This is a genomic window from Streptomyces nitrosporeus (genome assembly GCF_008704555.1).
Taxonomy (GTDB): domain Bacteria; phylum Actinomycetota; class Actinomycetes; order Streptomycetales; family Streptomycetaceae; genus Streptomyces; species Streptomyces nitrosporeus.
The window spans coordinates 5,344,292-5,367,583 of sequence record NZ_CP023702.1 but is presented as its reverse complement, the minus strand read 5'-3'; the positions used below and the strand labels follow the sequence as shown (position 1 = coordinate 5,367,583).

The following is a 23,292-nucleotide window of genomic DNA, read 5'->3' as shown; positions in this document are numbered from 1 at the left end:
GCCGCCCGGTGGGCTCAGAGCAGTGATTCCAGGGGCACCGACGGGTCGGAGAGGGCCTCCGGGTCCGTCTCGCGGCGGCTGCGGATCAGCTGCTGGATGCTGTCGGTGACGTCCCACACATTGACGTTCATCCCGGCGAGCACCCGGCGGTCCTTCAGCCAGAACGCGATGAACTCCCGCTTGCCCGCGTCACCGCGGATGACGACCTGGTCGTACGAGCCCGGGGGCGCCCAGCCCGAGTACTCCAGGCCCAGGTCGTACTGGTCGGAGAAGAAGTACGGGACCCGGTCGTACGTGACGTCCTGGCCGAGCATGGCCCGGGCGGCGGCCGGCCCGCTGTTCAGGGCGTTCGCCCAGTGCTCGACCCGCAGCCGGGTGCCGAAGAGCGGGTGTTCCAGGGAGGCGATGTCCCCGGCGGCGTAGATGTGCGGGTCCGAGGTGCGCAGGGAGAGGTCGACGGCGACCCCGCCGCCGTGCTCGCGGCCGGCCATCTCCAGCCCGGCGGCCTCGGCGAGCGCGGTGCGCGGGGCGGCGCCGATCGCGGCGAGCACGTCGTGCGCGGGGTGCTCCTCGCCGGTGTCGGTACGGGCGGCGAGGACCAGGCCGTCCTGGCCGGTGATCTCGGTGAGCCGGGCGCCGAAGTGGAAGCGGACGCCGTGGGCGGTGTGCAGGTCGGTGAAGATCTGGCCCAGCTCGGGGCCGATGACGTGGTGCAGGGGGGTCGCCGAGGGCTCCACGACCGTGACCTCGGCGCCGTAGCCGCGGGCGGCGGCGGCGACCTCCAGGCCGATCCAGCCGCCGCCGGCGATCACCAGGTGGCCGTTGTCGCGGCCGAGCGCGGCCAGCACGCCCCGCAGCCGGTCGGCGTGGGCGAGCCGGCGCAGGTGGTGGACGCCGGCCAGGCCGGTGCCGGGGATGTCGAGGCGGCGGGGTTCCGCCCCGGTGGCCAGCAGCAGCTTGTCGTAGTGGACGACGGTGTTGTCGCCGAGCTGGACGGAGCGGGCGTGCCGGTCGAGGGAGGTGACCGTCTGGCCGAGGTGCAGCTCGATGTCGGCACCCGCGTACCAGGGGGTCTCGTGGACGAAGACGCCGTCCCGTTCCTGTTTGCCGGACAGGTAGCCCTTGGACAGGGGCGGCCGTTCGTACGGATGGTCGCGCTCGTCGCCGATCAGGATCACCCGGCCCGTGAAACCCTCCGCACGGAGTGTCTCGGCCGCCTTCGCTCCTGCCAGTCCTCCGCCGACGATGACGAACGTCCGGTTTGCGTCGACCACTTGATGCCTCCTCGGTGCTGTGCTGTGCGGCGCCACCAGGTGCGAGCGTCCCGCACGCGGCGTGATGGCGAAAGGGGGTGTGCCCCCGGCGGGTCACATGCGGGGTCCTCGGCGAGCACCCCGGTGGTCATGTGTCCCCGTCACGTTCCAGTCTGCCGGGCGACGGTGAGCGTGCGGTGCAGGCTCCGGGCGGAGGCGTCGGTGAGCGCGGCGATCTGGTCGACGAGGACCCGCTTGCGGGCGCGGTCGTCGGGCGCCTCGTCGAACAGCAGCCGGAACTGGGGCTCCAGGCCGTACGGCGCGCGGGCGGTGAGCGCGGCGGCCAGTTCGGCGATGACGACGCGCTGGCCGGCGCGGATGGCCTCCTGTTCGGCGCGCTGCATGACGTAGCGGTCGGCGACCGCCTTGAGTACGGCGCACTCGGCGCGGGCCCCGGGCGGGACGACGAGCCCCGCGGTGTACCGGGCGAGCGGGCCGGGGCCGTGCTCCCGGCGGGTGGCGGTCTCCGCGGCCTGGCAGAAGCGGCCGATGAGCTGGCTGGTGGCGTCCTTCAGCCGGGCCTGGGCGAGGGCCGAACCGTCGTAGCCGTGCGGCCACCACTCCTGGGCGAGGAGCCGGTCCAGGGCGTCGGCGAGTTCCTGCGGGTCGGTGCCGGCGGGGACGTAGCGTCCGATCGCGACCTGGAAGACCTCGGCGCGCTCGGGGTCGGCGAGGAGGCGGGCGGGGTCGATGTGCCCGGCGTGCAGCCCGTCCTCGAAGTCGTGGACGGAGTACGCCACGTCGTCGGACCAGTCCATCACCTGGGCCTCGAAACAGGTGCGGCCGGGCGGGGCGTCCTGGCGGATCCACTCGAAGACCGGCAGGTCGTCCTCGTACACCCCGAACTTGGGTGAGTCCGGATCGCCCGGCCGCTCCCCCCTGGCCCAGGGGTACTTGGTGGAGGCGTCCAGTGCGGCGCGGGTCAGGTTGAGCCCCACGCTGACGAGTTCGCCGCCGCGGGGGTCGCGGACGAACCGCTTCGGTTCGATCCGGGTCAGCAGGCGCAGCGACTGGGCGTTCCCCTCGAAGCCGCCGCAGTCCGAGGCGAAGTCGTCGAGGGCCTGTTCGCCGTTGTGCCCGAACGGCGGGTGGCCCATGTCGTGGGAGAGGCAGGCGGTCTCGACCAGGTCGGGGTCGCAGCCGAGCGCCGCTCCGAGCTCCCGGCCGACCTGGGCGCACTCCAGGGAGTGGGTGAGCCGGGTGCGGGGGCTGGCGTCCCATGCCCGGCCGCGGGTGCCGGGGGCGACGACCTGCGTCTTGCCCGCGAGCCGGCGCAGGGCGGCGGAGTGCAGCACCCGGGCGCGGTCGCGCTGGAAGGCGGTGCGGCCGGGCCGCTTGTCGGGCTCGGGGTCCCAGCGCTCGGTGTCCCGGGGGCCGTAGGGCGTGGTGCCGTGTTCCGTGCCGCCGTGCACGGGCGCGGTGCGGCCCGGTGTGTCCCTGGGTTCGTGCGTACCGTCCATGGCACCGACAGTAGACCGCCGGGCCGGCGGGACCGCTCAGGCGGAGGCCGGGGGGCTGTCGTCGCGCGCGGTTCCGCCGGGGGTCACGGGGCGGCCCTCAGCAGTTCCCCGTGCGGCCGGGCGGCCCGTGCGGGCGCGGCACCGGACAGGGCCCGGTCGTAGCGGTGCAGGACCAGCCGGGCCATCGCCGGGTGGGCGCCCAGCGGTGCGGCGGCGATCCACGGCGCGGCGGCGGCGGCCGTCGTCGCGAACCGGCCGGGTGCGGTGAAGTACGCGGCCACGGCGGCCCGGTGGCGGCCCCGGGCGGCGAGGGCCCGCAGCGCGGTGGGGACGTCGGGCGCGGTGGCGGAGGTGTAGGCGGGGACGACCGGTGTCCCGCCGAGCCGGTCGGAGAGCATCGCGGCGGTGCGGCGGGCGTCCGCGGCGGAGTCGGGGTCGCGTGATCCGGCGGCGGCGAGCACCACGGCGGTGTCGCGGCGGGTGCCGTCCGTGTCCTGCCAGCCGGCCTCGGTGAGCCGCTCGTACAGCGTCTCGACGAGCAGCGGGTGCGGACCGAGCGGTGCGGCGACGCTCGTGCGCAGGGCGCTCGCGGCGCCGGCGGCCCGGGGCAGGTCGTGGCGGACGTGGTGCCCGCGGCCGAGCAGCAGCGGTACGAGGACGGCCTCGCCCCTACCGACGGCGGCGAGGGTGGCGGGCAGCAGGGGCTGGTTCAGCTCGATGTGGCCGAGCCGGACGTCCAGCCGGGGGCGCAGTTCCCGTACCCGGTCCAGGAGGTCCAGGGCGGTGCCGAGGGCCCGCGGGTCCCGGCTGCCGTGGGCGACGGCGACCAGGGTGGGGGCGGCGGGCCGGGCGGTGGCCCGGACGCGGTGCGCGGGCCTGCGGTTTCCGTCACGGGAAGCGGGCCCGGGCCGGTCGGCGGCGCGGGCCGTGGTGTACGCCGTACTGCGCCCGGGGCCGGAGGGCAGGGGCTCGCGCGGGGGTTCTGGTGCCGTCTCCGTCATGCGCCGATGGTGGCGGGCGGACGTTGCCGGGCCGTTTCACGGTGGTGACGGACGTTTTCCGCGGCCTCACCGGGCGCGGGGCGGGGGTGTCAGCGGGCCCGGGGCGACGGCGCGCAAAGACCGGTGCGGCCTGTTGGGGCGCGGAGGGGCCGGGCACGGCCGGGGGGCCGGGCACGGCCAGGGGGCGGGGGCCGGGGGGCCGGGAAACCTTTCGGGGCGCCCGGTCGTCCTCCTCCATGGGGACGCCGGTGGTGTGTGCCGGCCGGAGCGAGGGGGATGCCGTATGCGGCTGTGGGGGCGGCCGGGGTGGCGGGAGCGCGGCGGGGCGCCGTCCGGACGGCCGGGTGCCGCGGCCGGCGGGGCGCGGGTCCTGGGGCGTGTTTCGAAAGCCCCGTCCTCCGGGCGGACGGCGCTGCCTCCGAAACACGCCCTGGTGGGCGCGCTCGGCGCCGTCCGGCCCCGGCTGCCGCGTACCCGGCGCGGGCAGCGGCGGCTGGTGCAGTCGGTGATGGTCCTGTGTGCGCTGGCCCTGGCGCCCGCGGCCTGGCAGCACTCGGTGGCCGACGCGCGGGTCCGCACGGTCGCCGACGTGCCGGCCCGCCAGGTGGCGGTCGTGTTCGGGGCGGGGCTGTGGGAGGGCAGGCCGTCGCCGTACCTCGCGCGCAGGCTGGACGCGGCGGCCGGGCTGTACCACGACGGCAGGGTGAAGGTCGTGCTGGTCACCGGGGACAACAGCCGGGCGGGGTACGACGAGCCGGACGCCATGCGTGCCTATCTCACCGCGCACGGCGTGCCGGACGGGCGGATCGTCAGCGACTACGCCGGGTTCGACACCTGGGACTCCTGTGTGCGGGCCAAGAGGATATTCGGGGTCGACCGGGCCGTCCTGGTCAGCCAGGGCTTCCACATACGCCGGGCCGTCGCCCTGTGCCGGACCGCCGGGATCGACGCGTACGGGGTCGGGGTGGACGACGTGCACGACGCGACCTGGTACTACGGCGGTGCGCGGGAGGTGCTCGCGGCGGGCAAGGCCCTCCTGAACGCCGTGTTCGAGCCCGATCCGCACTTCCTGGGGCCCCGGGAGCCCGGGGTGGCCGAGGCGCTCGCGGCGGACCTCACCGCCGCTCCGGACGCGGGCTGAGGCGCGTGTACCGGGGGCGTAACCGGGGGCACCGGCTGCCGTAATACCGTGCTCGCACCCTGGGGTCATGGCCAGCACCGAGACGCCCACCCACTGCCCGTACTGCGCGCTCCAGTGCGGGATGAAGCTGCGCCCGGCCGCCGGCGCGGCGGTGGCCGAGGTCGTGGAGCGCACCGATTTCCCCGTCAACCGGGGCGCCTTGTGCGGCAAGGGACGCACGGCTCCCGCCGTGCTCGCCGCCGGGGCGCGGCTGACGGAGCCGCTCGTACGCGACGCGGTCACCGGGAAGCTGGAACCGGCCGGCTGGGACGAGGCCCTCGCCCTGGTCGCCGGCCGGCTGGGCGGGACCCGGGCGGAGCACGGCGCGGACGCCGTGGGGGTGTTCGGCGGGGGCGGGCTCACCAACGAGAAGGCGTACACGCTCGGGAAGTTCGCCCGGGTGGTGCTCGGCACCTCGCAGATCGACTACAACGGCCGCTTCTGCATGTCGTCGGCGGCGGCCGCGCACCAGCGGGCCTTCGGGCTGGACCGGGGGCTCCCCTTCCCGCTGGAGGACGTCTCCCGTACCGGGTGCGTGATCCTGGTGGGTTCGAACCTCGCGGAGACGATGCCGCCCGCGCTGCGCTACCTGACGGAGCTGAGGGAGAACGGCGGCCGGCTGATCGTCATCGACCCGCGCCGTACCAGGACGGCCGAGCAGGCCGACCTGCATCTGGCGCCCCGGCCGGGCACCGATCTCGCCCTGGCGCTCGGGATGCTGCACCTGGTCGTGGCGGAGGGGCGGGTGGACGAGGAGTTCGTCCGGACGCGTACGAGCGGCTGGGACGGGGCCAGGGCCGGGGCGATGGCGCACTGGCCGGAGCTGGTGGAACGGCTGACCGGGGTGCCGGTTCCCCTGCTGCGCGAGGCCGTGGAGATGTTCTGCGGCGCCGGGGAGGGGATGGTGCTGACCGCGCGCGGGCCCGAGCAGCAGGCCAAGGGCACGGACACGGTCGGCGCGTGGATCAACTTCTGCCTGGCCACCGGCCGGGCCGGGCGCCCGCTGTCCGGTTACGGCTGCCTGACCGGGCAGGGCAACGGCCAGGGCGGCCGGGAGCACGGGCAGAAGGCCGACCAGCTGCCCGGGTACCGCAAGCTCACCGACCCGGAGGCGCGCCGCCACGTCGCGGAAGTCTGGGGGGTGGACCCCGGCTCCCTGCCGGGTCCGGGGCGCAGCGCGTACGAACTGCTGGACGCCCTAGGGCGGGACGTCAGGTCGCTGCTGGTGATGGGGTCCAACCCGGTGGTGTCGGCGCCGCGCGCCGGGCACATCGAGGAGCGGCTGCGGTCGCTGGACTTCCTGGTGGTGGCCGACGTGGTGCTGTCGGAGACCGCGGCACTGGCCGATGTGGTGCTGCCGGTGACGCAGTGGGCGGAGGAGACCGGCACCATGACCAGTCTGGAGGGGCGGGTGCTGCTGCGGCGGCAGGCGCTCACCCCGCCGCCGGGGGTCCGCAGCGACCTGGAGGTGCTGCACGCGCTGGCCGGTCTGCTGGGGCACGGCAAGGGCTTCCCGGCCGACCCGGAGGAGGTCTTCGACGAGCTGCGGCGGGCGTCGGCGGGCGGACCGGCGGACTACGCGGGGATCAGCTACGCCCGGATCGTGGCGGAGGACGGGGTGTTCTGGCCGTGTCCGGACGAGGACCACGCCGGGACGCCGCGGCTGTTCCTGGAGCGGTTCGCGACGGACGACGGGCTGGCCCGGTTCGTACCGGTCACGCACCGGCCGGCCGCCGAGGAGACCGACGCGGACTATCCGGTGGTGCTGACCACCGGGCGGGTGGTGTCCCACTACCAGTCGGGGGCGCAGACCCGCCGGGTGGCGGAGCTCAACGCGGCGGCCCCGGGGCCGTTCGTCGAGCTCCACCCCCGGCTGGCCGAGCGGCTCGGGGTGTCCGAGGGCGACCCGGTCGCGGTGACCTCGCGGCGCGGCCGGGCCGAGGCCCCGGCCAGGATCACCACGGCGATCCGGCAGGACACGGTGTTCATGCCCTTCCACTGGCCGGGCGAGGGCCGTGCCAACACGCTGACCAACCCGGCCCTGGACCCGGTGTCGCGGATGCCCGAGTACAAGGTGTGCGCGGTCCGGGTCGAGGCCGCCGGCTGACCGGTCCGGGCCGGGGGCCCCACGGTCCTCCCACCGGCCTCCCACCGGCCTCCCACCGGTCTCCCGCAGGTCTCTCCCACCGGCCTCCCGCGGGTCTCCCCCGGCCGCCCCGGCGGGCTCGTGCCGGCGCCCCGTGCCTGCGGTGTCCGTCAGAGGGCGGCCGGGGGCGCCGTCTCGGCGGCCACCCAGGCGAGGTAGCGGCTGCTGCCCCGCACGACGGGGGTGGCGATGATCTCCGGGGTGTCGTAGTCGTGTGCCAGGAGGAGGTGGGCCTCCAGTTCGTCGTAGCGCAGGGCCGTGGTCTTGAACAGCACCTGCCATTCCTGGCCGGTCTCGACGGCGTCCTGCCACCGGTAGACCGAGGTGACCGGTCCGGAGACCTGGGCGCAGGCTGCGAGCCGCGCCTCCACCACCCCCCGGGCCAGGGTGCGGGCCTTCTCCTCGCTGTCCGTCGTGGTCAGCACGGTCAGCCATGCGGGGTCGGTCATCGCGGTCTCCTCGCTCCTTCGGTGGTGTCCCGGTGATTGTCCGCCGTGGCGTCAGGCGCCGTACGGGCGGCGCGCCCTGGCCTCGCGCAGGGACAGCCCCCACCACACCAGCTGGTCCAGCAGGGTCTTGGCGGCGGCGTCGACGGGGGCGGGGTCCCTGGGCCTGCCCCGGTCGTCGAAGAGCGCGCCGGCGTTGGGGAAGGAGACGGTGTCGCGCAGGGTCACGGCGTGCAGTTCGGCGAAGACCTGGCGCAGGTGCTCGACCGCCCGCAGACCGCCGCTGATCCCGCCGTACGACACGAAGGCGACGGGCTTGGCCTGCCACGGGGCGAAGTGCCGGTCGATGAGGTGCTTCAGCGGGGCGGGGTAGGAGTGGTTGTACTCCGGGGTCAGGACGACGAAGGCGTCGGCCTCCGTCAGCCGGTCCGTGAGGTCCACGGGGCCGGGGGCGGTCGGGGGTTCGGTTCCGGCGGTGTCGATCAGGCCGGTCTCGATGCCGGGATGGGCGGCGGCCCGGGAGAGGAACCAGTCGGCGACGACGGGCCCGAAGCGTCCCTCGCGGTTGCTGCCGAGGATGACCGCCACCTTCAGCGGCGCGTCGGCAGAGGTGTGGGCGGGGCTGGTGAGCGTGTGGAGTTCCATGCGCCACACCCTCGGCCCTCAACCAAAGTTGAGGTCAAGCCCGGAACTCCGCGTACTACCGTGGACCGCATGACGACCCCCGCCGAGGCGCTGTACGTCGAGATGGACGGCCGCCCCGCCACCGAGGCCGACCTGCGGGTCCCGGCCTTCGCCGGATACGGCCACTTCACCGCGTTCCAGGTGAGGAAGCGGCGGGTGCGCGGTCTCGCACGGCACCTGGAACGGCTGGACGCGGCGAACCGCGAGCTGTTCGGGCTGCCCCTGGAGGGTGAGCGGGTGCGCGCCCTGGTCGGGCACGCCCTCGACGGCGCCGGGGCCGTGGACGCGGCGGTCCGCGTCCACGGCTACCTCCCCCCGGGAAGGTCCGGGACGGCCGTGATGGTGACGGTGGCCGGACCCGCGCGGATGCCCTCGGCCCCGCGCGGCCTGATGTCCGTCCCGTACGCGCGCACGGCCGCGGAGCTGAAGCGCCCCGGCGACTTCGGCCAGATGTACCACCTGGCGCGGGCGAGGAGGGCGGGGTTCGACGAGGCGCTGCTGACGGCTCCCGGCGGGGTGGTCACCGAGGGCGCCGTCACCAGCATCGGCTTCTGGGACGGTACTTCGGTGGTCCTGCCGGACGCCCCGGCACTGACCGGCGTCACCATGGCGCTGCTGGAGGACCGGCCGGCGGCGGGCCGCCCCTTCGTCCGGCGGACGGTGACCCTGGACGGCCTGGGCGCCTACCGGGCGGCGTTCGTCACCAACTCCCAGGGCATCGCCCCCGTCCACCGGATCGACGGCACCGTGTTCGAGGTCGACGAGGCCCTGATGGAGGACCTGGCGGCCGCGTACGGGGCCGCCCCCGCGAGTACCGTCTGAGGCGCCCGGCGGGCACGGTCCGGCGGCGGCCTCGCGTGCAGCACCATGGGCACCATGCAGATCCATATCGAGGCGACCCACCTCCCGGGCCGCGACTGCGCGCCCGGCCCCGGCTTCCCCGGCCGCACGGGCGTCCACGTCGGCGTACAGCGCAAGGACAGGCCCGGGGAGCTGCTGGGCGTGCACCCCGGCGACGCCCCCTCGGCCGGCTGGACCCTGGAGTGCGACGCGGTGTCCACCGCCGACGGCATCGTGGTGTCGGGGCCGTACGTCCAGAACCGGCTGGGCGGGCGCTTCGTCTATCTGTCCTGGGGCACCGTGGACGGGGACGGCGTCTTCAGCATGTTCCGGCGCGCCAAGCTGATGCTGGCCGACATCGACCCCGGCATCCTGAGCGCCGCCGCGCTGACCGGCCACCTGACCGCGCGGCTGCGGCTGACCGACGAGCTGGGACGGCCGCGGTGTGCCCGGGTGCGGCCCGGGGACATCGAGTGGTCCGCCACACCGGGGCCGGCCGCGGCCGGGGCGTGACACCGCCCCCGGCGGCCTGGGGGGGGTAGGCCGCCGGGGGCGGTCGCCATGGGAACGGCGGGGGAACCGTCCCGTGGGGGGGTGTCTTGCGTGTGCCCCGCCCCCGGCTCCCCATACATGTGACCTGCATCACATCTTCGAGGGGCCCCTCACTCGTTCGGCGCCGTCCGGGCCGCGCCGCTCCCGCTCCGGCCGCGACCTGCGCGGGTCCGTACGCGCGGGTCCGCCGTGAACGCCCGTACGGGTGAAAGCTGATGCGGTGTCAGCGTGCGGCGGCACGCCGCCGGCCCTTGGCTCAGAGGCAGGACACATCCGTCTGCCCGGAGGAATCCCATGCGCAGCCCCGCCCGCCTCGTGACCGGTACCGCCGCCGCGGCCCTCACCGCCGCCGCGCTCGGTCTCGCGCCCGCCCCGACCGCCTACGCGGACGGACCCGGCAGACCGCGGCTCGCGGCCTCGGCACCCGCCCCGGACGCGGACGGCTGCGCCCCCGGCGGTACGGGGACCGCCGACGTGGACTGCCCGGACGGGCCGGCGGAGGAGAGCGCTCCGGCCGCCGGTTCCGTGGCGGGGGCCGGTTCCGTGGCGGGGGCCGGGACGGAGCCCTGGCCCGGGACGGAGGAGGACCCGTGGGCCACGGCCACCGGCCCCGACCCGCTCACCGGCTCCCTGGAGGAGGACGAGGAGTGGGCCGTGGAGGCCGACTCGCCGGCCGGGGTCCCGGGCACGGGCGACGAGGAGTGGGACACGGAGCCGGGCGCGGAGGCGGGTACGGGGACCGGGGCAGGGCCTGATCCGGCCGCACATCCCGGGGAGCGGCCCGCTCCCGTCCCCTCGGCCGGTGCCGGTGCCGGAGGGGAGACGCCGCCCCGCCGGCCTCCCGTGACCCGGCCCGCTCCCGCCCCCACCGAGCGGCCCTCCGGCCACATCAGCACGGGGGTCGGCGGGAGCACCGGGCCGGACACGGTCCAGCTCGCCGTGGGAGGCGGCCTCGTCGCGGCGGCGGCCGCCGGCGGCGTGTGGCTGGCGCGCCGCCGCCGCGCGGACGGCGTGCGGACGCGCGTCTGATCCGGACGGCGAGGAGCACGTCGTGGACCGTACGGCCCTCAGGGCCAGGGCCTGGCTGGCGGGCATCGCCGCGCTGTCCGGGATCTGGCTGGTCCAGAACGGCACGGCGGCCCGGGTCGTCGCCCCTCAGCCCGCCACCGCCCAGGCCTTCGCCTCGGCCTCCGGGCCCCGGCCGGGCTCCGCGGTCGCGAAGCCGCTGGGCGCCTCCGAGCCCGTCCGTATCCGCATCCCGCGCATCGGCGTGGACGCGCCCATGACACGACTGGCGCTCGGTGCCGACGGGCGCCTGGAGGCGCCGTCACCCGAGGAGAGCGACCGGGCGGGCTGGTTCGGCGGTGGCACCCCGCCCGGCGCGAAGGGCACCGCGATCGTGGCCGGCCACGTCGACGACGCCGAGGGTCCCGCCGTCTTCTACGGCCTGGGGTCCCTGAAGAAGGGCGCGCGGGCCGAGATCGACCGCGCGGACGGCCGTACCGCCGTCTTCACGGTCGACGCGGTCGAGGTGTACGACAACGACGCCTTCCCCGACGAGCGGGTCTACGGCCCGTCCGGGCACGCGGCCCTGCGCCTGATCACCTGCGGCGGCGGCTACAGCCGGGAGACCGGTTACCAGGGCAACGTGGTGGTGTACGCCCATCTCACCGGGGTGCGCTGAGGGCACCCGGGGCGGACCGTCAGCCCGTCCACTGGTCGAAGCCCAGTTTGGCGACCAGGGAGAAGACCACGACCAGCAGCACCCCGCGGACGAAGCCGCTGCCCTTGCGGAGCGCCATCCGCGCCCCGAACAGGCCGCCCGCCAGATTGAATACGGCCATCAGCGCGGCCAGCTGCCACAGCACGGTGCCCTGGTAGGCGAACATCGCGAGCGCGCCGCCGTTGGTGCAGACGTTCACGATCTTGGCGGTGGCGGACGCGGTGACCAGGTCGAGGTGGAGCACGGCCGTCAGGGCCAGTACCAGGAAGGTGCCCGTGCCGGGGCCGAACAGCCCGTCGTAGAAGCCGATGCCGCCGCCCACCAGCACCGTCGCGGTGACCAGCCGGGCCCGGGTGACCCGCTTGCCCGTCACGTCGCCCGCCGCCGCGGTGCCGAAGGAGGGCCGTGCCAGCACGAAGGCCGCCACACCGAGCAGCACCACCATGATCACCGGGCGCAGCACCTCACTGCTGATCCCGGCGGCGAAGAACGCGCCGGTCATCGACCCGGCCAGCGCCATCAGCCCGATGCGCAGGGCGGTGGCCACCTGGACCGGCGCCCTGCGCACATAGGTGACGGCCGCTCCCGTCGTGCCGACGATGGCGACCGCCTTGTTGGTGCCCAGCACCTGCGCGGCCGGGACGTGCGGCAGGCCGAGCAGCAGGGCCGGCAGCAGGAGGAGTCCGCCACCGCCCACCACCGCGTCGATCCAGCCCGCCGCGGCTGCGGCCAGGCACAGCAGGACGAGGGTGGTGAGTGTTGTCTCGGGCATGTCCGCGACCTTACGACCACGCCCGAAACGGCCCGCCGCCACCCTCACACGGCGCGGGCCGGTGCGCTGAGCGCAAGGTTCCTCCGGGGAAACAGGAGGGATGCGGTCGGGTAACACCCGCCGCGCACGCTCTTCGTCATGAGGACACAGAGCGGGAACAGGGCGCGTGTGGTGGTGATCGGCGCCGGGATGGCGGGCGCGCGGCTCGCCGCCCGGGTCCCCGGTGTCACCGTCGTCGGCGAGGAGCGGCACGCACCGTACAACAGGGTGCTGCTGGCCGAGGTGCTGGCCGGCCGGTACGAGCCGGACGTCATCGCGCTGCCGCCCGCCGAGGTGCGGCGCGGGGTGCGGGCCGTGCGGATCGACCGTGCCGCACGGCTGGTGCACTGCGACGACGGAAGCGTCATCGGGTACGGGCACCTGGTGCTGGCCACCGGCTCCAACCCGGTGCTGCCGCCGCTGCGTGGCATCGGTCACACCCTGCCGGACGGTGTCCACGCCTTCCGCACCCTGGACGACTGCCTCGCCCTGCGCGAGGCCGTACGCCCCGGGACGCGGGCGGTGGTCATCGGCGGAGGGCTCCTCGGGGTCTCGGCGGCCCGTGCGCTGGCCGAGTGCGGTGCCCAGGTGGTGCTGGCCCAGCAGGGCGAGCACCTGATGGAGCGCCAGCTGGACGCCGAGGCGGCCGGCCTGCTCCGCGGCCATCTGGAGGCCCTCGGTGTCGAGGTGCACACCGAGTGCCGGGTGCGCGGGCTGCGCTGCACGGACGGCTCCGCCCCGGCGGTGCGGGCCGTGGAGCTCGCCGACGGTTACGAGCTGGCGGCCGAGGTGACGGTGCTGGCCTGCGGGGTACGGCCCCGTACGGGGCTGGCGCGGGCCGCCGGGCTGGAGATCCGCAAGGGCGTCCTCGTCGACGACGAGCTGCGCACCTCGGACCCGTACATCCACGCGGTCGGTGACTGCGCCGAGCACCGCTCCACCGTCTACGGGCTGGCCCAGGCCGCCATCGAGCAGGCCGACGTGCTGGCCGAGGTGCTGGCCGGCCGGCCCGCCCGGTACGACGGCACCCGGGCCCTGACCCGGCTGACGCTGCGCTCCCCCGCCACGGACGCCCCCGGCGCGCTCGACCTGGCCGCCTTCGGCGACTCCCGCCCGATGCCCGGCGACGACGTGATCCGGCTGGCCGACGCCACCCGGGGCGCGTACCGCACGGTCGTCGTCCGGGGCGACCGGCTGGCGGGCGGGGTGCTCCTCGGTGATCTCGCCGCGGTCGGCACCCTCGCCCGTACCTGGCAGGACGACGACCCGCTCCCCGCCGACATGTCCCTGCTCCACCTGCTCACCAACGACGGAGGCTTCTGATGCCGGTGTCCACTCCCCCGACCGCCCCCACCGGGGGCGTGCCGACGATCGTGGTCGTCGGGCACGGCATGGTCGGCCAGCGGTTCCTGGAAGCGCTCGCCGAGCGCGGGCTGACCGCCGCCGCGGGCACGGCCCGGATCGTGGTGCTCTGCGAGGAGCCCCGCCCCGCCTACGACCGGGTCCAGCTGACCTCGTACTTCTCCGGGAGGACGCCCGAGGACCTCGCGCTGGCCGAGCCGGACTTCATGGACCGGCACGGGATCGAGCTGTACGTCGGCGACCCCGCCGAGAGCGTCGACCGTGAGGCGCGCACGGTCACCGCGCGCTCCGGGCGGACGTTCCCGTACGACACGCTGGTGCTGGCCACCGGCTCCTACCCGTTCGTCCCGCCGGTGCCCGGCAAGGACGCGGAGGGCTGCTTCGTCTACCGCACCATCGAGGACCTCCTCGCCATCGAGGAGTACGCGAGGACCGCGAGAACCGGCGCGGTCGTCGGCGGCGGGCTGCTCGGCCTGGAGGCGGCGGGCGCGCTGAAGGGCCTCGGGCTCGACACGCACGTCGTGGAGTTCGCGCCCCGGCTGATGCCGGTGCAGGTGGACGAGGGCGGCGGTGCGGCGCTGCTGCGCACCATCGAGGGCATGGGCCTCTCCGTCCACACCGGCGTCGGCACCCAGGAGGTCACCACGGGCGACGACGGCCGGGTCTCCGGGATGGCGCTGTCGGACGGTTCGGCGCTCGCCACGGACCTCGTCGTCTTCTCCGCCGGGGTGCGGCCCCGCGACCAGCTGGCCCGCGACTGCGGTCTGGAGGTCGGCCCGCGCGGCGGCATCGTCGTGGACGAGCAGTGCCGCACCTCGGACCGGGACGTCTTCGCGATCGGCGAGTGCGCGCTGGCCTCGGACGGCCGGGTGTACGGCCTGGTGGCCCCGGGGTACGAGATGGCCCTCGCCGCCGCCGAGGTGATCGCGGGCAGCACGGCCTCGTTCACCGGGGCCGACCTGTCCACGAAGCTGAAGCTGCTGGGCGTGGACGTCGCCTCCTTCGGTGACGCGCACGGCGCCGCCGAGGGCTGCCTCGACGTGGTGTACGCGGACTCCCGCTCGGGTGTCTACAAGAAGCTGGTGGTCGGCCGGGACGGCACCCTGCTCGGCGGGGTGCTGGTCGGTGACGCCGACCAGTACGGCACGCTGCGGCCGATGACGGGGACGGTCCTGCCGGTCGCCCCGGAGCAGCTGGTGCTGCCGGCCGGCGCGGGCGGCCCGGTCACCCTCGGCCCGTCGTCGCTGCCGGACGAGGCGGTCATCTGCTCCTGCCACAACGTCACCAAGGGCGCGATCTGCGAGCACACCACCCTGCCCGAGGTGAAGAAGTGCACCAAGGCCGGCACGGGCTGCGGCAGCTGCGTCAAGGTCATCGGGCAGCTGCTGCCGCAGCCGGAGGACCAGGGGCTGTGCGGCTGCTTCTCCTACAGCCGCAGCGAGCTGTACGAGATCGTCCGCACCCTCGGGGTCACCTCCTACGCCTCCCTGCTCGACTCGCACGGCCGCGAGCAGGCCCGCGGCGGTGAGGGCTGCGAGGTGTGCAAGCCGACGGTCGGCTCGATCATCGCCTCGCTCGCGCCGACGGTCGGTGCCAGCGGATACGTCCTGGACGGCGAGCAGGCCGCGCTCCAGGACACCAACGACCACTTCCTGGCCAACCTCCAGCGCAACGGCTCGTACTCGGTCGTGCCGCGCATCCCGGGCGGTGAGATCACCCCGGAGAAGCTGATCGTGATAGGCGAGGTGGCCCGGGACTTCGGGCTCTACACGAAGATCACCGGAGGCCAGCGGATCGACCTCTTCGGCGCCCGGGTGGACCAGCTGCCGCTGATCTGGACGCGGCTGGTGGACGCGGGCTTCGAGTCGGGGCACGCGTACGGGAAGGCGCTGCGCACGGTGAAGTCCTGTGTGGGGCAGACCTGGTGCCGCTACGGCGTGCAGGACTCGGTGAAGATGGCGATCGACCTGGAGCTGCGCTACCGGGGGCTGCGGGCGCCGCACAAGTTCAAGTCGGCGGTCTCGGGCTGCGCCCGGGAGTGCGCGGAGGCCCGCGGCAAGGACTTCGGGGTCATCGCCACCGCCCAGGGCTGGAACCTGTACGTCGGCGGCAACGGCGGGGCCACCCCGCGCCACGCGGACCTGCTCGCCCAGGACCTGTCGGACGCCGAACTGGTGCGGCTCATCGACCGGTTCCTGATGTTCTACATCCGCACGGCGGACCGGCTGGAGCGCACCGCGGCCTGGCTGGACCGGATCGAGGGCGGCCTGGAGCACGTACGGGACGTCGTCGTCCACGACTCGCTGGGGATCTGCGACGAGCTGGAGCGGCTGATGGCCGACCACGTCTCCGGTTACCGCGACGAGTGGGCCGAGACCATCAACGACCCGGAACGGCTCCGCCGCTTCGTCACCTTCGTCAACGACCCCGATGTGCCCGACCCCTCGGTGAAGTTCGTCCCGGAGCGTGACCAGGTCAAGCCCGACCTGGAGATCCTCGCGGGACCGGTGCTCGCCGTCCGCACTCTTGAAGGGACCCCCTCCTGATGACGACCCCGACGATGGAAACCGCCCGGGACACCGGGACGATCCAACTCGCGGCCGGGGACGGCTGGCTGCCGGTCTGCGACCGCGCGCTGCTGACCCCGGGCCGGGGGGTGGCGGCCCTCCTCCCGGACGGCCGGCAGGTGGCCCTGTTCATGGACCGGGCGGGGCGCGCGTACGCGATCGACAACCGGGACCCGTTCACCGGGGCGTACGTCCTCTCCCGCGGGCTGGTCGGCTCGGACGGGGGGCGGCCGTTCGTCGCCTCGCCGCTGCTCAAGCAGCGCTTCGACCTGGCGACGGGCGTCTGCCTGGACGACGACGAGGTCACCGTGCCGGTCTTCGAGGTCCGCGCCGACTGAGACCGGCCGGTGACGGGACGGCCGGTGACGGGACGGCCGGTGACGGGACGGCCGGTCCTGGAGGCGGTCGCTCCTGGAGGCGGCCGCTCCTGGAGGCGGCCGCTCCGTTCCGTTCATGTCGTGTTGACGCTCCGTCAACTGCGTACCTTTACTATCCTGACGTTCGCCCCGCCGGACCGACCGGGCCGGCGGGCCCTCACGTCACCCATGGAGTGGTCGTGGAACGTCGGACCTTCTTGCGCACAGCGGTGATCGGCAGCTCGGCGGCGGCATTCGGCGGCACCCTGTGGCGGGGGGCCGCCTTCGCGGACCCCGCCCAGCCGGCCGCCGGCCCCTACGGCGCGCTGCGGGCGGCCAACAGTGACGGCATCCTGCTGCCGAGCGGTTTCACCAGCAGGATCATCGCCCGCTCGGGGCGGGCCGTCGCCGGCACCTCGTACACCTGGCACAGCGCGCCCGACGGCGGCGCCACCTTCGCCGACGGCAGCGGCTGGATCTACGTCTCCAACGCGGAGGTGTCCGCGAGCAGCGGCGGCGGGGCGAGCGCGGTGCGCTTCGACTCCTCGGGGACCGTCACCTCCGCCTACCGGATCCTGTCCGGCACGAACACCAACTGCGCGGGCGGCCGCACCCCCTGGAACACCTGGCTCTCCTGCGAGGAGGTCAGCCGCGGCTTCGTGTACGAGACGGACCCGTGGGGTGTGGACGCCGCCGTGCGGCGGCCGGCGATGGGCCGGTTCAAGCACGAGGCGGCGGCCGCGGACCCCGACCACGGCTACGTCTATCTGACCGAGGACGAGACGGACGGCCGCTTCTACCGCTTCCGCCCCGCCACCTGGGGCGATCTGTCGTCCGGCACGCTCCAGGTGCTGGTGGCGGGCACCGGCACCTCGGGCCCGGTGACCTGGACGACGGTCCCCGACCCGGCCGGCTCGTCCACCCCGACCCGCCGGCAGGTTTCCGGCGCCAAGGTGTTCAACGGCGGCGAGGGCTGCTTCTACGCGGCGGGCACCTGCTGGTTCACCACCAAGGGCGACAACCGGGTGTGGGCGTACGACGCGGACACCTCGTCGCTCTCGCTCGCCTACGACGACTCGCTGGTCACCGGGGGCGGCGCCCCGCTCACCGGCGTCGACAACGTCACCCGCGCCGCCTCCGGTGACCTGTACGTCGCCGAGGACGGCGGGAACATGGAGATCTGCCTGATCACCCCGGAGGACACCGTGGCGCCCTTCCTGCGGATCAGCGGGCAGTCGGGCTCGGAGATCACCGGCCCGGCCTTCTCCCCGGACGGCAGCCGGCTCTACTTCTCCTCGCAGCGCGGGACGAGCGGCAGCTCCTCCGGCGGCATCACCTACGAGGTCAGCGGACCCTTCCGGAGCTGATCCCACCCCCCGGACACGGCCCGGCGGCCGTCAGCCCCGCCGGGCCGTGTCCGGCCGTGCGGCCGGCCACCCGGCCGGTCCGTCCGTCCGTCAGGAACGGCCGTCCGTCAGGACCGCCCGTCCTCAGGACTCCGGGCCGTTCTCGGCGGCCTCCGGGTCCATCCAGACGACCTCCCAGATGTGGTGGTCCGGGTCCTGGAAGGAACGGCCGTACATGAAGCCCATGTCCATCGTCTCGTTGGCCGGGGAGCCGCCGGAGGCGAGCGCCGCGTCCGTGAGCTCGTCGACCTTCTCCCGGCTCTCGGCGCTCAGCGCGAGAAGGACCTCGGTGGTCTTCGAGGCGTCGGCGATGTCCTTCCTGGTGAAGTCCTTGAAGCGGGGCTCGGTGATGAGCATGGCGAAGATCGTGTCGCTGATCACCAGACAGGCCGTGGTCTCGTCGCTGAACTTCGGGTTGAAGCCGTAGCCCAGCTTCGAGAAGAAGTTCTTCGACACCTCCAGATCCCTGACCGGCAGGTTCACGAAGATCATCTGGGGCATGGTCATGGTTCCCACTCTTCCGTCTCTTCCGTCCCGGCGCATCGTGTGCTCCACGGCACCCGCCGCGAGCGCCTCTGAGAGGTAGACGGCCCCGGCTCCCGGAACTCATCGCCCGGAGGGGGCCGGCTTCCGCGCGCCCCTTACGGCGTGCCCCCGTCCGTCCCGGGAGGCGCCCCCGGGGCACCGCCTCAGGACACTGCCACCGGCGCGCCGCCCCTGAGCAGGGAGGAGCCCAGCGGGGTGAGGGTGTGCAGCACCGAGCTGCCGTGGCGCAGGGACAGGACGAGGCCGGCCTCGCGCAGCACACAGGCGTGCTGGCTCGCGGAAGCCATGGACACCCCTGTCCGGCGGGCCAGTTCGCTCGTCGTGCAGCCGTCCTCGACGGCCCGGAGGATCGCGGAGCGGGTGTGCCCGACGAGCCGCCCGAGCCAGGGGCCGGGCTCGGCGAACACCGGGGCGGCGGGGTGGGTGAGGGGGTAGACGAGCACCGGCGGCAGGTCCGGGTCGCGGTAGACGACCGGGGTGCCGCGGCAGAAGAACGAGGGCTGGAGGAGCAGACCGCGTCCGTCCAGCCGCATGTCCCGGTCGACGGGGTAGTCCGCCTCCAGGACCGGGGGCCGCCAGCGGATCGAGGTGGGCAGGGTGGCCAGCAGTTCCTGCGCCCCGCCGTCCAGCAGGGCACGCCCCCGCACCGCCCGGTCCGCCTCGACGGCGGCCCGGATGTGCGTCCAGTACGGCTCGACGGCGGCCCGGTGGTAGGCGCGCAGGGCGCCGATGAGCCGGCCCAGCGGCTCGGCGCGCCCCTCGGCGAGCGCGGCCGGCAGCGCGAGGTGCGGCCGCGGGCCGTCCGGCCGCCGGCGCTGCCCGGCCGGACCGGCGGCGAGCAGGGCGAGTTCGCCGTGCAGGCGCTCACCGGGGGTGTCCCGCAGCGCCTCCATCCCGGCGTCCAGGCCGTAGGGCTCGGAGCCCTCCCCGGCGGGTGTCAGGAAGTCCGGGAAATAACCGTGGAGCGGCACCATCGCCGACAGCAGGCGCGTTTCGCCATTCAGCCGGGCACGGGATTCCGTACGCCATTTCCCGAAGACCGAGGAACCCCTCCGGTCCCTCAGCCGGTGAAAGCTGAGAACCGTTTCCCACAATGCGTCCGGCCGGGTGGCCATCCGCACGCGGGAAAGGTCCGCCCCGGACATATGGATGCGCAGCACCGAACCCCCACCTGTTGCAACCGCAATCGCCCCGTCAAAGGGTATGCGGGCCGTCACAAGAGGTCACCACGGGGTTTCGGCCAGAGTTGAAACGTCTCGCCCACCAGGCCGACACGGGAAAAGCTGTACGACGTCGGGTGCGTTACCGGCGCTGCCGGAAGAGCGGGTGAGGGCCGTGGGGGGCTTCCTCCGCTCGGCGGCGGTGGCGTCCGGTGCGGCTCCGCATCCGGCGGGGGTAAGCCGGGTGCGGTCCATGGGTGGGGATCCATGGACCGCACCCTGGTCCCGGCCTCCCGGTATTTGCTCACTCAACGAAGAAAACGGGGCCGGTCGGCCCTTTACACGGCCGCCCGTCACGCGAACTCGCCCCTGTCACATGAACTCGTCATGCCCCGGACAAGATTCTCGTACTCCGGAGCGGTCCGGAAGTCCCGCTTTCCGCGAGGAGGCGGCGGCATCCCCGTTCCACGACGAAGCGGCGGCACCCCCGCACAGGGTGCCGCCGCTTCCGGGTTGTCCGGGGCCCCGCCGGGCCGGTGAGGGTGGTCCGGCCCGGCGGGGCTCCCGGAATGCCCGCGGCCGGCGGGCCGGCCGCGGGCCGGGAGGGGTCAGCGGCTGTCGCTGCCCGTCGACCGGGCGGCGGCCCGGCCCGCTTCCAGCCGGGCGACCGGGATCCGGAAGGGTGAGCAGGAGACGTAGTCCAGGCCCGCCTCGTGGAAGAAGTGCACCGACTCGGGGTCGCCCCCGTGCTCACCGCAGACGCCCAGCTTGAGGTCGGGCCGGGTGGCCCGGCCGGCGGCCACGGCGCTGCGCACCAGCGAACCGACGCCGTCCTTGTCGATCGTCTCGAACGGCGACACCCCGAAGATGCCCTTCTCCAGGTAGGCGGTGAAGAACGATGCCTCCACGTCGTCCCTGGAGAAGCCCCACACGGTCTGGGTGAGGTCGTTCGTACCGAAGGAGAAGAACTGCGCGGCCTCGGCGATCTGGCCGGCGGTCAGGGCGGCGCGCGGCAGTTCGATCATGGTGCCGATGGTGAGCCTGAGGTCGGTGCCGGTGGCGGCCTCCACCTCGGCGACGACCCGGTCGGCCTCCTCCCGGACGATCTCCAGCTCCTGCACGGTGCCGACCAGCGGGATCATGATCTCGGCGCGCGGGTCGCCCTTGACGTTCTTGCGGTGCGCGGCGGCCTCGGCGATCGCCCGGACCTGCATCGCGAACAGGCCGGGGATGACCAGGCCGAGACGGACCCCGCGCAGGCCCAGCATCGGGTTCTGCTCGTGCAGCTTGTGCACGGCCTGGAGCAGGCGCAGGTCGTTCTCGTTGGCGTCCTTGCGGGACTCGGCGAGCGCCACCCGGACGGAGAGTTCCGTGATGTCGGGCAGGAACTCGTGCAGCGGCGGGTCGAGCAGGCGCACGGTGACCGGCAGGCCGTCCATCGATTCGAACAGCTCGATGAAGTCGGCCTTCTGGAGCGGCAGCAGGGCCTCCAGCGCGGCTTCACGCTCGGCGTCGGTGTCGGCGAGGATCAGCTTCTCGACCATCTCGCGGCGCTCACCGAGGAACATGTGCTCGGTGCGGCACAGGCCGATGCCCTGGGCGCCGAAGCGGCGGGCCCGCAGGGCGTCCTCGGCGTTGTCCGCGTTGGCGCGTACGCGCAGCCGGCGTACCCGGTCGGCGTAGGCCATGATCCGGTGCACGGCGGCGACCAGTTCGTCGGCGTCGTCGGCGCCGGCGTGCATCCGGCCCTCGAAGTACTCGACGACCGGGGAGGGCACGACGGGGACCTCACCGAGGTAGACCTTGCCGGTGGAGCCGTCGACGGAGACGGTTTCGCCCTCCTCCACCACGGTGTCGCCGACCGTCAGCCGGCGGCGCTTGGTGTCCACCTCGATCTCCTCGGCACCGCAGACGCAGGTCTTGCCCATGCCGCGGGCGACGACCGCGGCGTGCGAGGTCTTGCCGCCGCGCGAGGTGAGGATGCCCTCGGCGGCGATCATGCCGTCCAGGTCGTCCGGGTTGGTCTCGCGGCGGATCAGGATGACCTTCTCGCCGGACCGCGACCACTTGACGGCGGTGTACGAGTCGAAGACGGCCTTGCCGACGGCCGCGCCCGGGGAGGCGGCGATGCCGCGGCCCAGCAGCACGGTCTGCGCCCGGTCGTCGAAGCGCGGGAACATCAGCTGCGCGAGCTGGGCGCCGTTGACGCGCTGCAGCGCCTCGGCCTCGTCGATGAGGCCCTGGTCGACGAGCTGGGTGGCGATCCGGAAGGCGGCGCCGGCTGTGCGCTTGCCGACCCGGGTCTGGAGCATCCAGAGGTGACCGCGCTCGATGGTGAACTCGATGTCGCAGAGATCCTTGTAGTGGGTCTCCAGCGTCTCCATGATCTTCATGAGCTGGTCGTACGACTGCTTGTCGATCGACTCCAGGTCCGCGAGCGGGACGGTGTTGCGGATGCCCGCGACGACGTCCTCGCCCTGGGCGTTCTGCAGGTAGTCGCCGTAGACGCCCTGGTGGCCGCTGGCCGGGTCGCGGGTGAAGGCGACGCCGGTGCCGGAGTCCGGGCCGAGGTTGCCGAAGACCATGGAGCAGACGTTGACGGCGGTGCCGAGGTCGCCGGGGATGCGCTCCTGGCGGCGGTAGAGCTTGGCACGGTCGGTGTTCCACGAGTCGAAGACCGCCCTTATGGCCAGGTCCATCTGCTCGCGGGCATCCTGCGGGAAGTCGCGCCCGGCGTCGCGGGAGACGATCTTCTTGAACCGCTCGACCAGCTTCTTCAGGTCGGCCGCGTCGAGGTCCACGTCGACGGTGACGCCCTTGGCCTCCTTCGCGGCCTCCAGCGCCTCCTCGAAGAGGTCGCCGTCGACCCCGAGGACGGTCTTGCCGAACATCTGGATGAGGCGCCGGTAGGAGTCCCAGGCGAACCGCTCGTCGCCGGCCTGCTCGGCGAGGCCGAGAACCGAGGCGTCGGAGAGGCCGATGTTGAGGACGGTGTCCATCATCCCGGGCATCGAGAACTTCGCGCCGGAGCGGACGGAGACCAGCAGCGGGTCGTCGGCCTGGCCGAGCTTCTTGCCCATGTGCTTCTCGAGCGCCGCGAGGTGTGCACCGACCTCGTCACGCAGCTCGGCCGGCTCCTCACCGCTGTCGAGGTAGACCTTGCACGCCTCGGTGGTGATGGTGAAACCCGGAGGGACCGGAAGACCGAGATTGGTCATCTCCGCGAGGTTGGCACCCTTGCCACCCAGGAGGTCCTTCAGATCCTTGTTGCCCTCGGTGAAGTCGTAGACGAACTTCTGAGGATCTTTGTTTTCCGACACGGGTCTCGACTCCTCGAGGACGCGGTGGCTGCCCTGACGGCGAGGAACATACCCATATCGAAGGCACCCGGGTACGCCCACTTGTGCGTCATGAGGGCGCGGCCACCCATCCGCCAGCAGATCTAAAGTGACGGGTCGATCGCACCGGAACCCGTACTGCCTTCACCTCTCGAAGCGATGAATGCGGAGAGGCGCAGGATGGGCTCTTCTCACTTACGGAGAGTAGTTTTTGATTTGATCGATCAAAACGAAGCACCTTGGCACCCAGTGCCGTCATTTGAGAAATGCAGCAACCATGAGAGCGCTCATCTGAGCTACACACACCTCAGGCGTGGCGAGAATCACTCATCCCCTCCCGCTCAGATGTCACTATGCGGACGCCTCTCGGGTGACGGCGGATCGCCATTCGGTCACCAGTT

At 73.8% G+C, this 23,292-nt stretch carries 19 protein-coding genes; 10 read left to right on the top strand and 9 right to left on the bottom strand.

Annotated elements, in window-relative coordinates; translation table 11 throughout:
- Nucleotides 1–14 precede the first annotated feature (14 nt).
- The 3 genes from CP967_RS23660 to CP967_RS23650 all read right to left on the bottom strand — a co-directional run bounded on the left by CP967_RS23660 (nucleotide 15) and on the right by CP967_RS23650 (nucleotide 3,774).
- Nucleotides 15–1,274, bottom strand: coding sequence for an NAD(P)/FAD-dependent oxidoreductase (locus CP967_RS23660; RefSeq protein WP_150489901.1), 1,260 nt, complete (start codon nucleotides 1,272–1,274; stop codon nucleotides 15–17).
- A 140-nt stretch (nucleotides 1,275–1,414) separates the two neighbouring features.
- Nucleotides 1,415–2,773: a deoxyguanosinetriphosphate triphosphohydrolase gene (locus tag CP967_RS23655; RefSeq protein WP_150489900.1), complete on the bottom strand. Its 1,359-nt coding sequence runs from the start codon at nucleotides 2,771–2,773 to the stop codon at nucleotides 1,415–1,417.
- 83 nt (nucleotides 2,774–2,856) lie between these two features.
- Nucleotides 2,857–3,774: a sirohydrochlorin chelatase gene (locus CP967_RS23650; protein ID WP_150489899.1), complete on the bottom strand. Its 918-nt coding sequence runs from the start codon at nucleotides 3,772–3,774 to the stop codon at nucleotides 2,857–2,859.
- Between the two features lie 433 nt (nucleotides 3,775–4,207).
- Here CP967_RS23650 and CP967_RS23645 point away from each other — a divergent pair, with 433 nt between their 5' ends.
- Together CP967_RS23645 and CP967_RS23640 are read left to right on the top strand one after the other, a co-directional pair.
- Complete coding sequence (locus CP967_RS23645; RefSeq protein ID WP_308436082.1) at nucleotides 4,208–4,915, top strand: SanA/YdcF family protein; 708 nt, start codon at nucleotides 4,208–4,210, stop codon at nucleotides 4,913–4,915.
- Between the two features lie 67 nt (nucleotides 4,916–4,982).
- Entirely contained in the window at nucleotides 4,983–7,061 is a 2,079-nt protein-coding gene (locus CP967_RS23640; protein ID WP_150489897.1) for a molybdopterin oxidoreductase family protein, read from the top strand.
- Nucleotides 7,062–7,210: 149 nt separating this feature from the next.
- Here the strand turns inward: CP967_RS23640 and cutA are convergent, their stop codons facing one another.
- Complete coding sequence (gene cutA, locus CP967_RS23635; protein ID WP_150489896.1) at nucleotides 7,211–7,549, bottom strand: divalent-cation tolerance protein CutA; 339 nt, start codon at nucleotides 7,547–7,549, stop codon at nucleotides 7,211–7,213.
- A 51-nt stretch (nucleotides 7,550–7,600) separates the two neighbouring features.
- On the bottom strand, nucleotides 7,601–8,191 hold the full coding sequence (locus tag CP967_RS23630; RefSeq protein WP_150489895.1) for an NADPH-dependent FMN reductase: 591 nt from the start codon (nucleotides 8,189–8,191) through the stop codon (nucleotides 7,601–7,603).
- A 69-nt stretch (nucleotides 8,192–8,260) separates the two neighbouring features.
- Here CP967_RS23630 and CP967_RS23625 point away from each other — a divergent pair, with 69 nt between their 5' ends.
- The 4 genes from CP967_RS23625 (at nucleotide 8,261) to CP967_RS23610 (ending at nucleotide 11,306) form a co-directional block, all read left to right on the top strand.
- Nucleotides 8,261–9,052: an aminotransferase class IV gene (locus CP967_RS23625; protein ID WP_150489894.1), complete on the top strand. Its 792-nt coding sequence runs from the start codon at nucleotides 8,261–8,263 to the stop codon at nucleotides 9,050–9,052.
- A gap of 54 nt (nucleotides 9,053–9,106) precedes the next feature.
- Nucleotides 9,107–9,583 (top strand): DUF5990 family protein, encoded by a 477-nt coding sequence (locus CP967_RS23620; RefSeq protein ID WP_190175008.1) that lies wholly within the window; start codon nucleotides 9,107–9,109, stop codon nucleotides 9,581–9,583.
- A gap of 333 nt (nucleotides 9,584–9,916) precedes the next feature.
- Nucleotides 9,917–10,651 (top strand): hypothetical protein, encoded by a 735-nt coding sequence (locus tag CP967_RS23615; protein WP_150489892.1) that lies wholly within the window; start codon nucleotides 9,917–9,919, stop codon nucleotides 10,649–10,651.
- Nucleotides 10,652–10,673: 22 nt separating this feature from the next.
- The gene (locus CP967_RS23610) at nucleotides 10,674–11,306 is read left to right on the top strand and encodes a class F sortase (protein WP_150489891.1); all 633 of its coding nucleotides are present in this window, start codon (nucleotides 10,674–10,676) and stop codon (nucleotides 11,304–11,306) included.
- Between the two features lie 19 nt (nucleotides 11,307–11,325).
- Here the strand turns inward: CP967_RS23610 and CP967_RS23605 are convergent, their stop codons facing one another.
- Nucleotides 11,326–12,117: a sulfite exporter TauE/SafE family protein gene (locus tag CP967_RS23605; RefSeq protein ID WP_150489890.1), complete on the bottom strand. Its 792-nt coding sequence runs from the start codon at nucleotides 12,115–12,117 to the stop codon at nucleotides 11,326–11,328.
- Between the two features lie 138 nt (nucleotides 12,118–12,255).
- Here CP967_RS23605 and CP967_RS23600 point away from each other — a divergent pair, with 138 nt between their 5' ends.
- From CP967_RS23600 to CP967_RS23585, 4 genes are all read left to right on the top strand, one after another.
- Entirely contained in the window at nucleotides 12,256–13,479 is a 1,224-nt protein-coding gene (locus tag CP967_RS23600; protein WP_190175007.1) for an NAD(P)/FAD-dependent oxidoreductase, read from the top strand.
- Nucleotides 13,479–16,064 carry a nitrite reductase large subunit NirB gene (gene nirB / locus CP967_RS23595; protein WP_150489889.1) on the top strand — a complete coding sequence of 862 codons (2,586 nt, stop codon included), beginning with the start codon at nucleotides 13,479–13,481 and terminating at the stop codon, nucleotides 16,062–16,064. Before CP967_RS23600 ends, nirB begins: the two co-directional genes overlap by 1 nt.
- The gene (nirD, locus tag CP967_RS23590; protein WP_150489888.1) at nucleotides 16,064–16,423 is read left to right on the top strand and encodes a nitrite reductase small subunit NirD; all 360 of its coding nucleotides are present in this window, start codon (nucleotides 16,064–16,066) and stop codon (nucleotides 16,421–16,423) included. The genes nirB and nirD overlap by 1 nt, the downstream gene beginning before the upstream one ends.
- A 218-nt stretch (nucleotides 16,424–16,641) precedes the next feature.
- Nucleotides 16,642–17,808, top strand: coding sequence for an alkaline phosphatase PhoX (locus CP967_RS23585; protein ID WP_150489887.1), 1,167 nt, complete (start codon nucleotides 16,642–16,644; stop codon nucleotides 17,806–17,808).
- A 123-nt stretch (nucleotides 17,809–17,931) separates the two neighbouring features.
- Here CP967_RS23585 and CP967_RS23580 read toward each other — a convergent pair whose 3' ends face one another.
- From CP967_RS23580 to ppdK, 3 genes are all read right to left on the bottom strand, one after another.
- Nucleotides 17,932–18,348 (bottom strand): VOC family protein, encoded by a 417-nt coding sequence (locus CP967_RS23580; RefSeq protein WP_190175025.1) that lies wholly within the window; start codon nucleotides 18,346–18,348, stop codon nucleotides 17,932–17,934.
- A 188-nt stretch (nucleotides 18,349–18,536) separates the two neighbouring features.
- Nucleotides 18,537–19,553, bottom strand: coding sequence for an ArsR/SmtB family transcription factor (locus CP967_RS23575; RefSeq protein WP_150489885.1), 1,017 nt, complete (start codon nucleotides 19,551–19,553; stop codon nucleotides 18,537–18,539).
- A 608-nt stretch (nucleotides 19,554–20,161) separates the two neighbouring features.
- Nucleotides 20,162–22,873, bottom strand: a complete 2,712-nt coding sequence (ppdK, locus tag CP967_RS23570) for a pyruvate, phosphate dikinase (RefSeq protein ID WP_150489884.1) — start codon at nucleotides 22,871–22,873, stop codon at nucleotides 20,162–20,164.
- Nucleotides 22,874–23,292 lie beyond the last annotated feature (419 nt).

Bases quoted from the DNA above. Each gene is read 5' to 3' on its own strand.
- CP967_RS23655 (WP_150489900.1), bottom strand. From the start codon at position 2,773: ATGGACGGTACGCACGAACCCAGGGACACACCGGGCCGCACCGCGCCC.
- CP967_RS23650 (WP_150489899.1), bottom strand. From the start codon at position 3,774: ATGACGGAGACGGCACCAGAACCCCCGCGCGAGCCCCTGCCCTCCGGC.
- CP967_RS23640 (WP_150489897.1), top strand. From the start codon at position 4,983: ATGGCCAGCACCGAGACGCCCACCCACTGCCCGTACTGCGCGCTCCAG.
- cutA (WP_150489896.1), bottom strand. From the start codon at position 7,549: ATGACCGACCCCGCATGGCTGACCGTGCTGACCACGACGGACAGCGAG.
- CP967_RS23630 (WP_150489895.1), bottom strand. From the start codon at position 8,191: ATGGAACTCCACACGCTCACCAGCCCCGCCCACACCTCTGCCGACGCG.
- CP967_RS23625 (WP_150489894.1), top strand. From the start codon at position 8,261: ATGACGACCCCCGCCGAGGCGCTGTACGTCGAGATGGACGGCCGCCCC.
- CP967_RS23620 (WP_190175008.1), top strand. From the start codon at position 9,107: ATGCAGATCCATATCGAGGCGACCCACCTCCCGGGCCGCGACTGCGCG.
- CP967_RS23615 (WP_150489892.1), top strand. From the start codon at position 9,917: ATGCGCAGCCCCGCCCGCCTCGTGACCGGTACCGCCGCCGCGGCCCTC.
- CP967_RS23605 (WP_150489890.1), bottom strand. From the start codon at position 12,117: ATGCCCGAGACAACACTCACCACCCTCGTCCTGCTGTGCCTGGCCGCA.
- CP967_RS23600 (WP_190175007.1), top strand. From the start codon at position 12,256: ATGAGGACACAGAGCGGGAACAGGGCGCGTGTGGTGGTGATCGGCGCC.
- nirB (WP_150489889.1), top strand. From the start codon at position 13,479: ATGCCGGTGTCCACTCCCCCGACCGCCCCCACCGGGGGCGTGCCGACG.
- nirD (WP_150489888.1), top strand. From the start codon at position 16,064: ATGACGACCCCGACGATGGAAACCGCCCGGGACACCGGGACGATCCAA.
- CP967_RS23580 (WP_190175025.1), bottom strand. From the start codon at position 18,348: ATGCCCCAGATGATCTTCGTGAACCTGCCGGTCAGGGATCTGGAGGTG.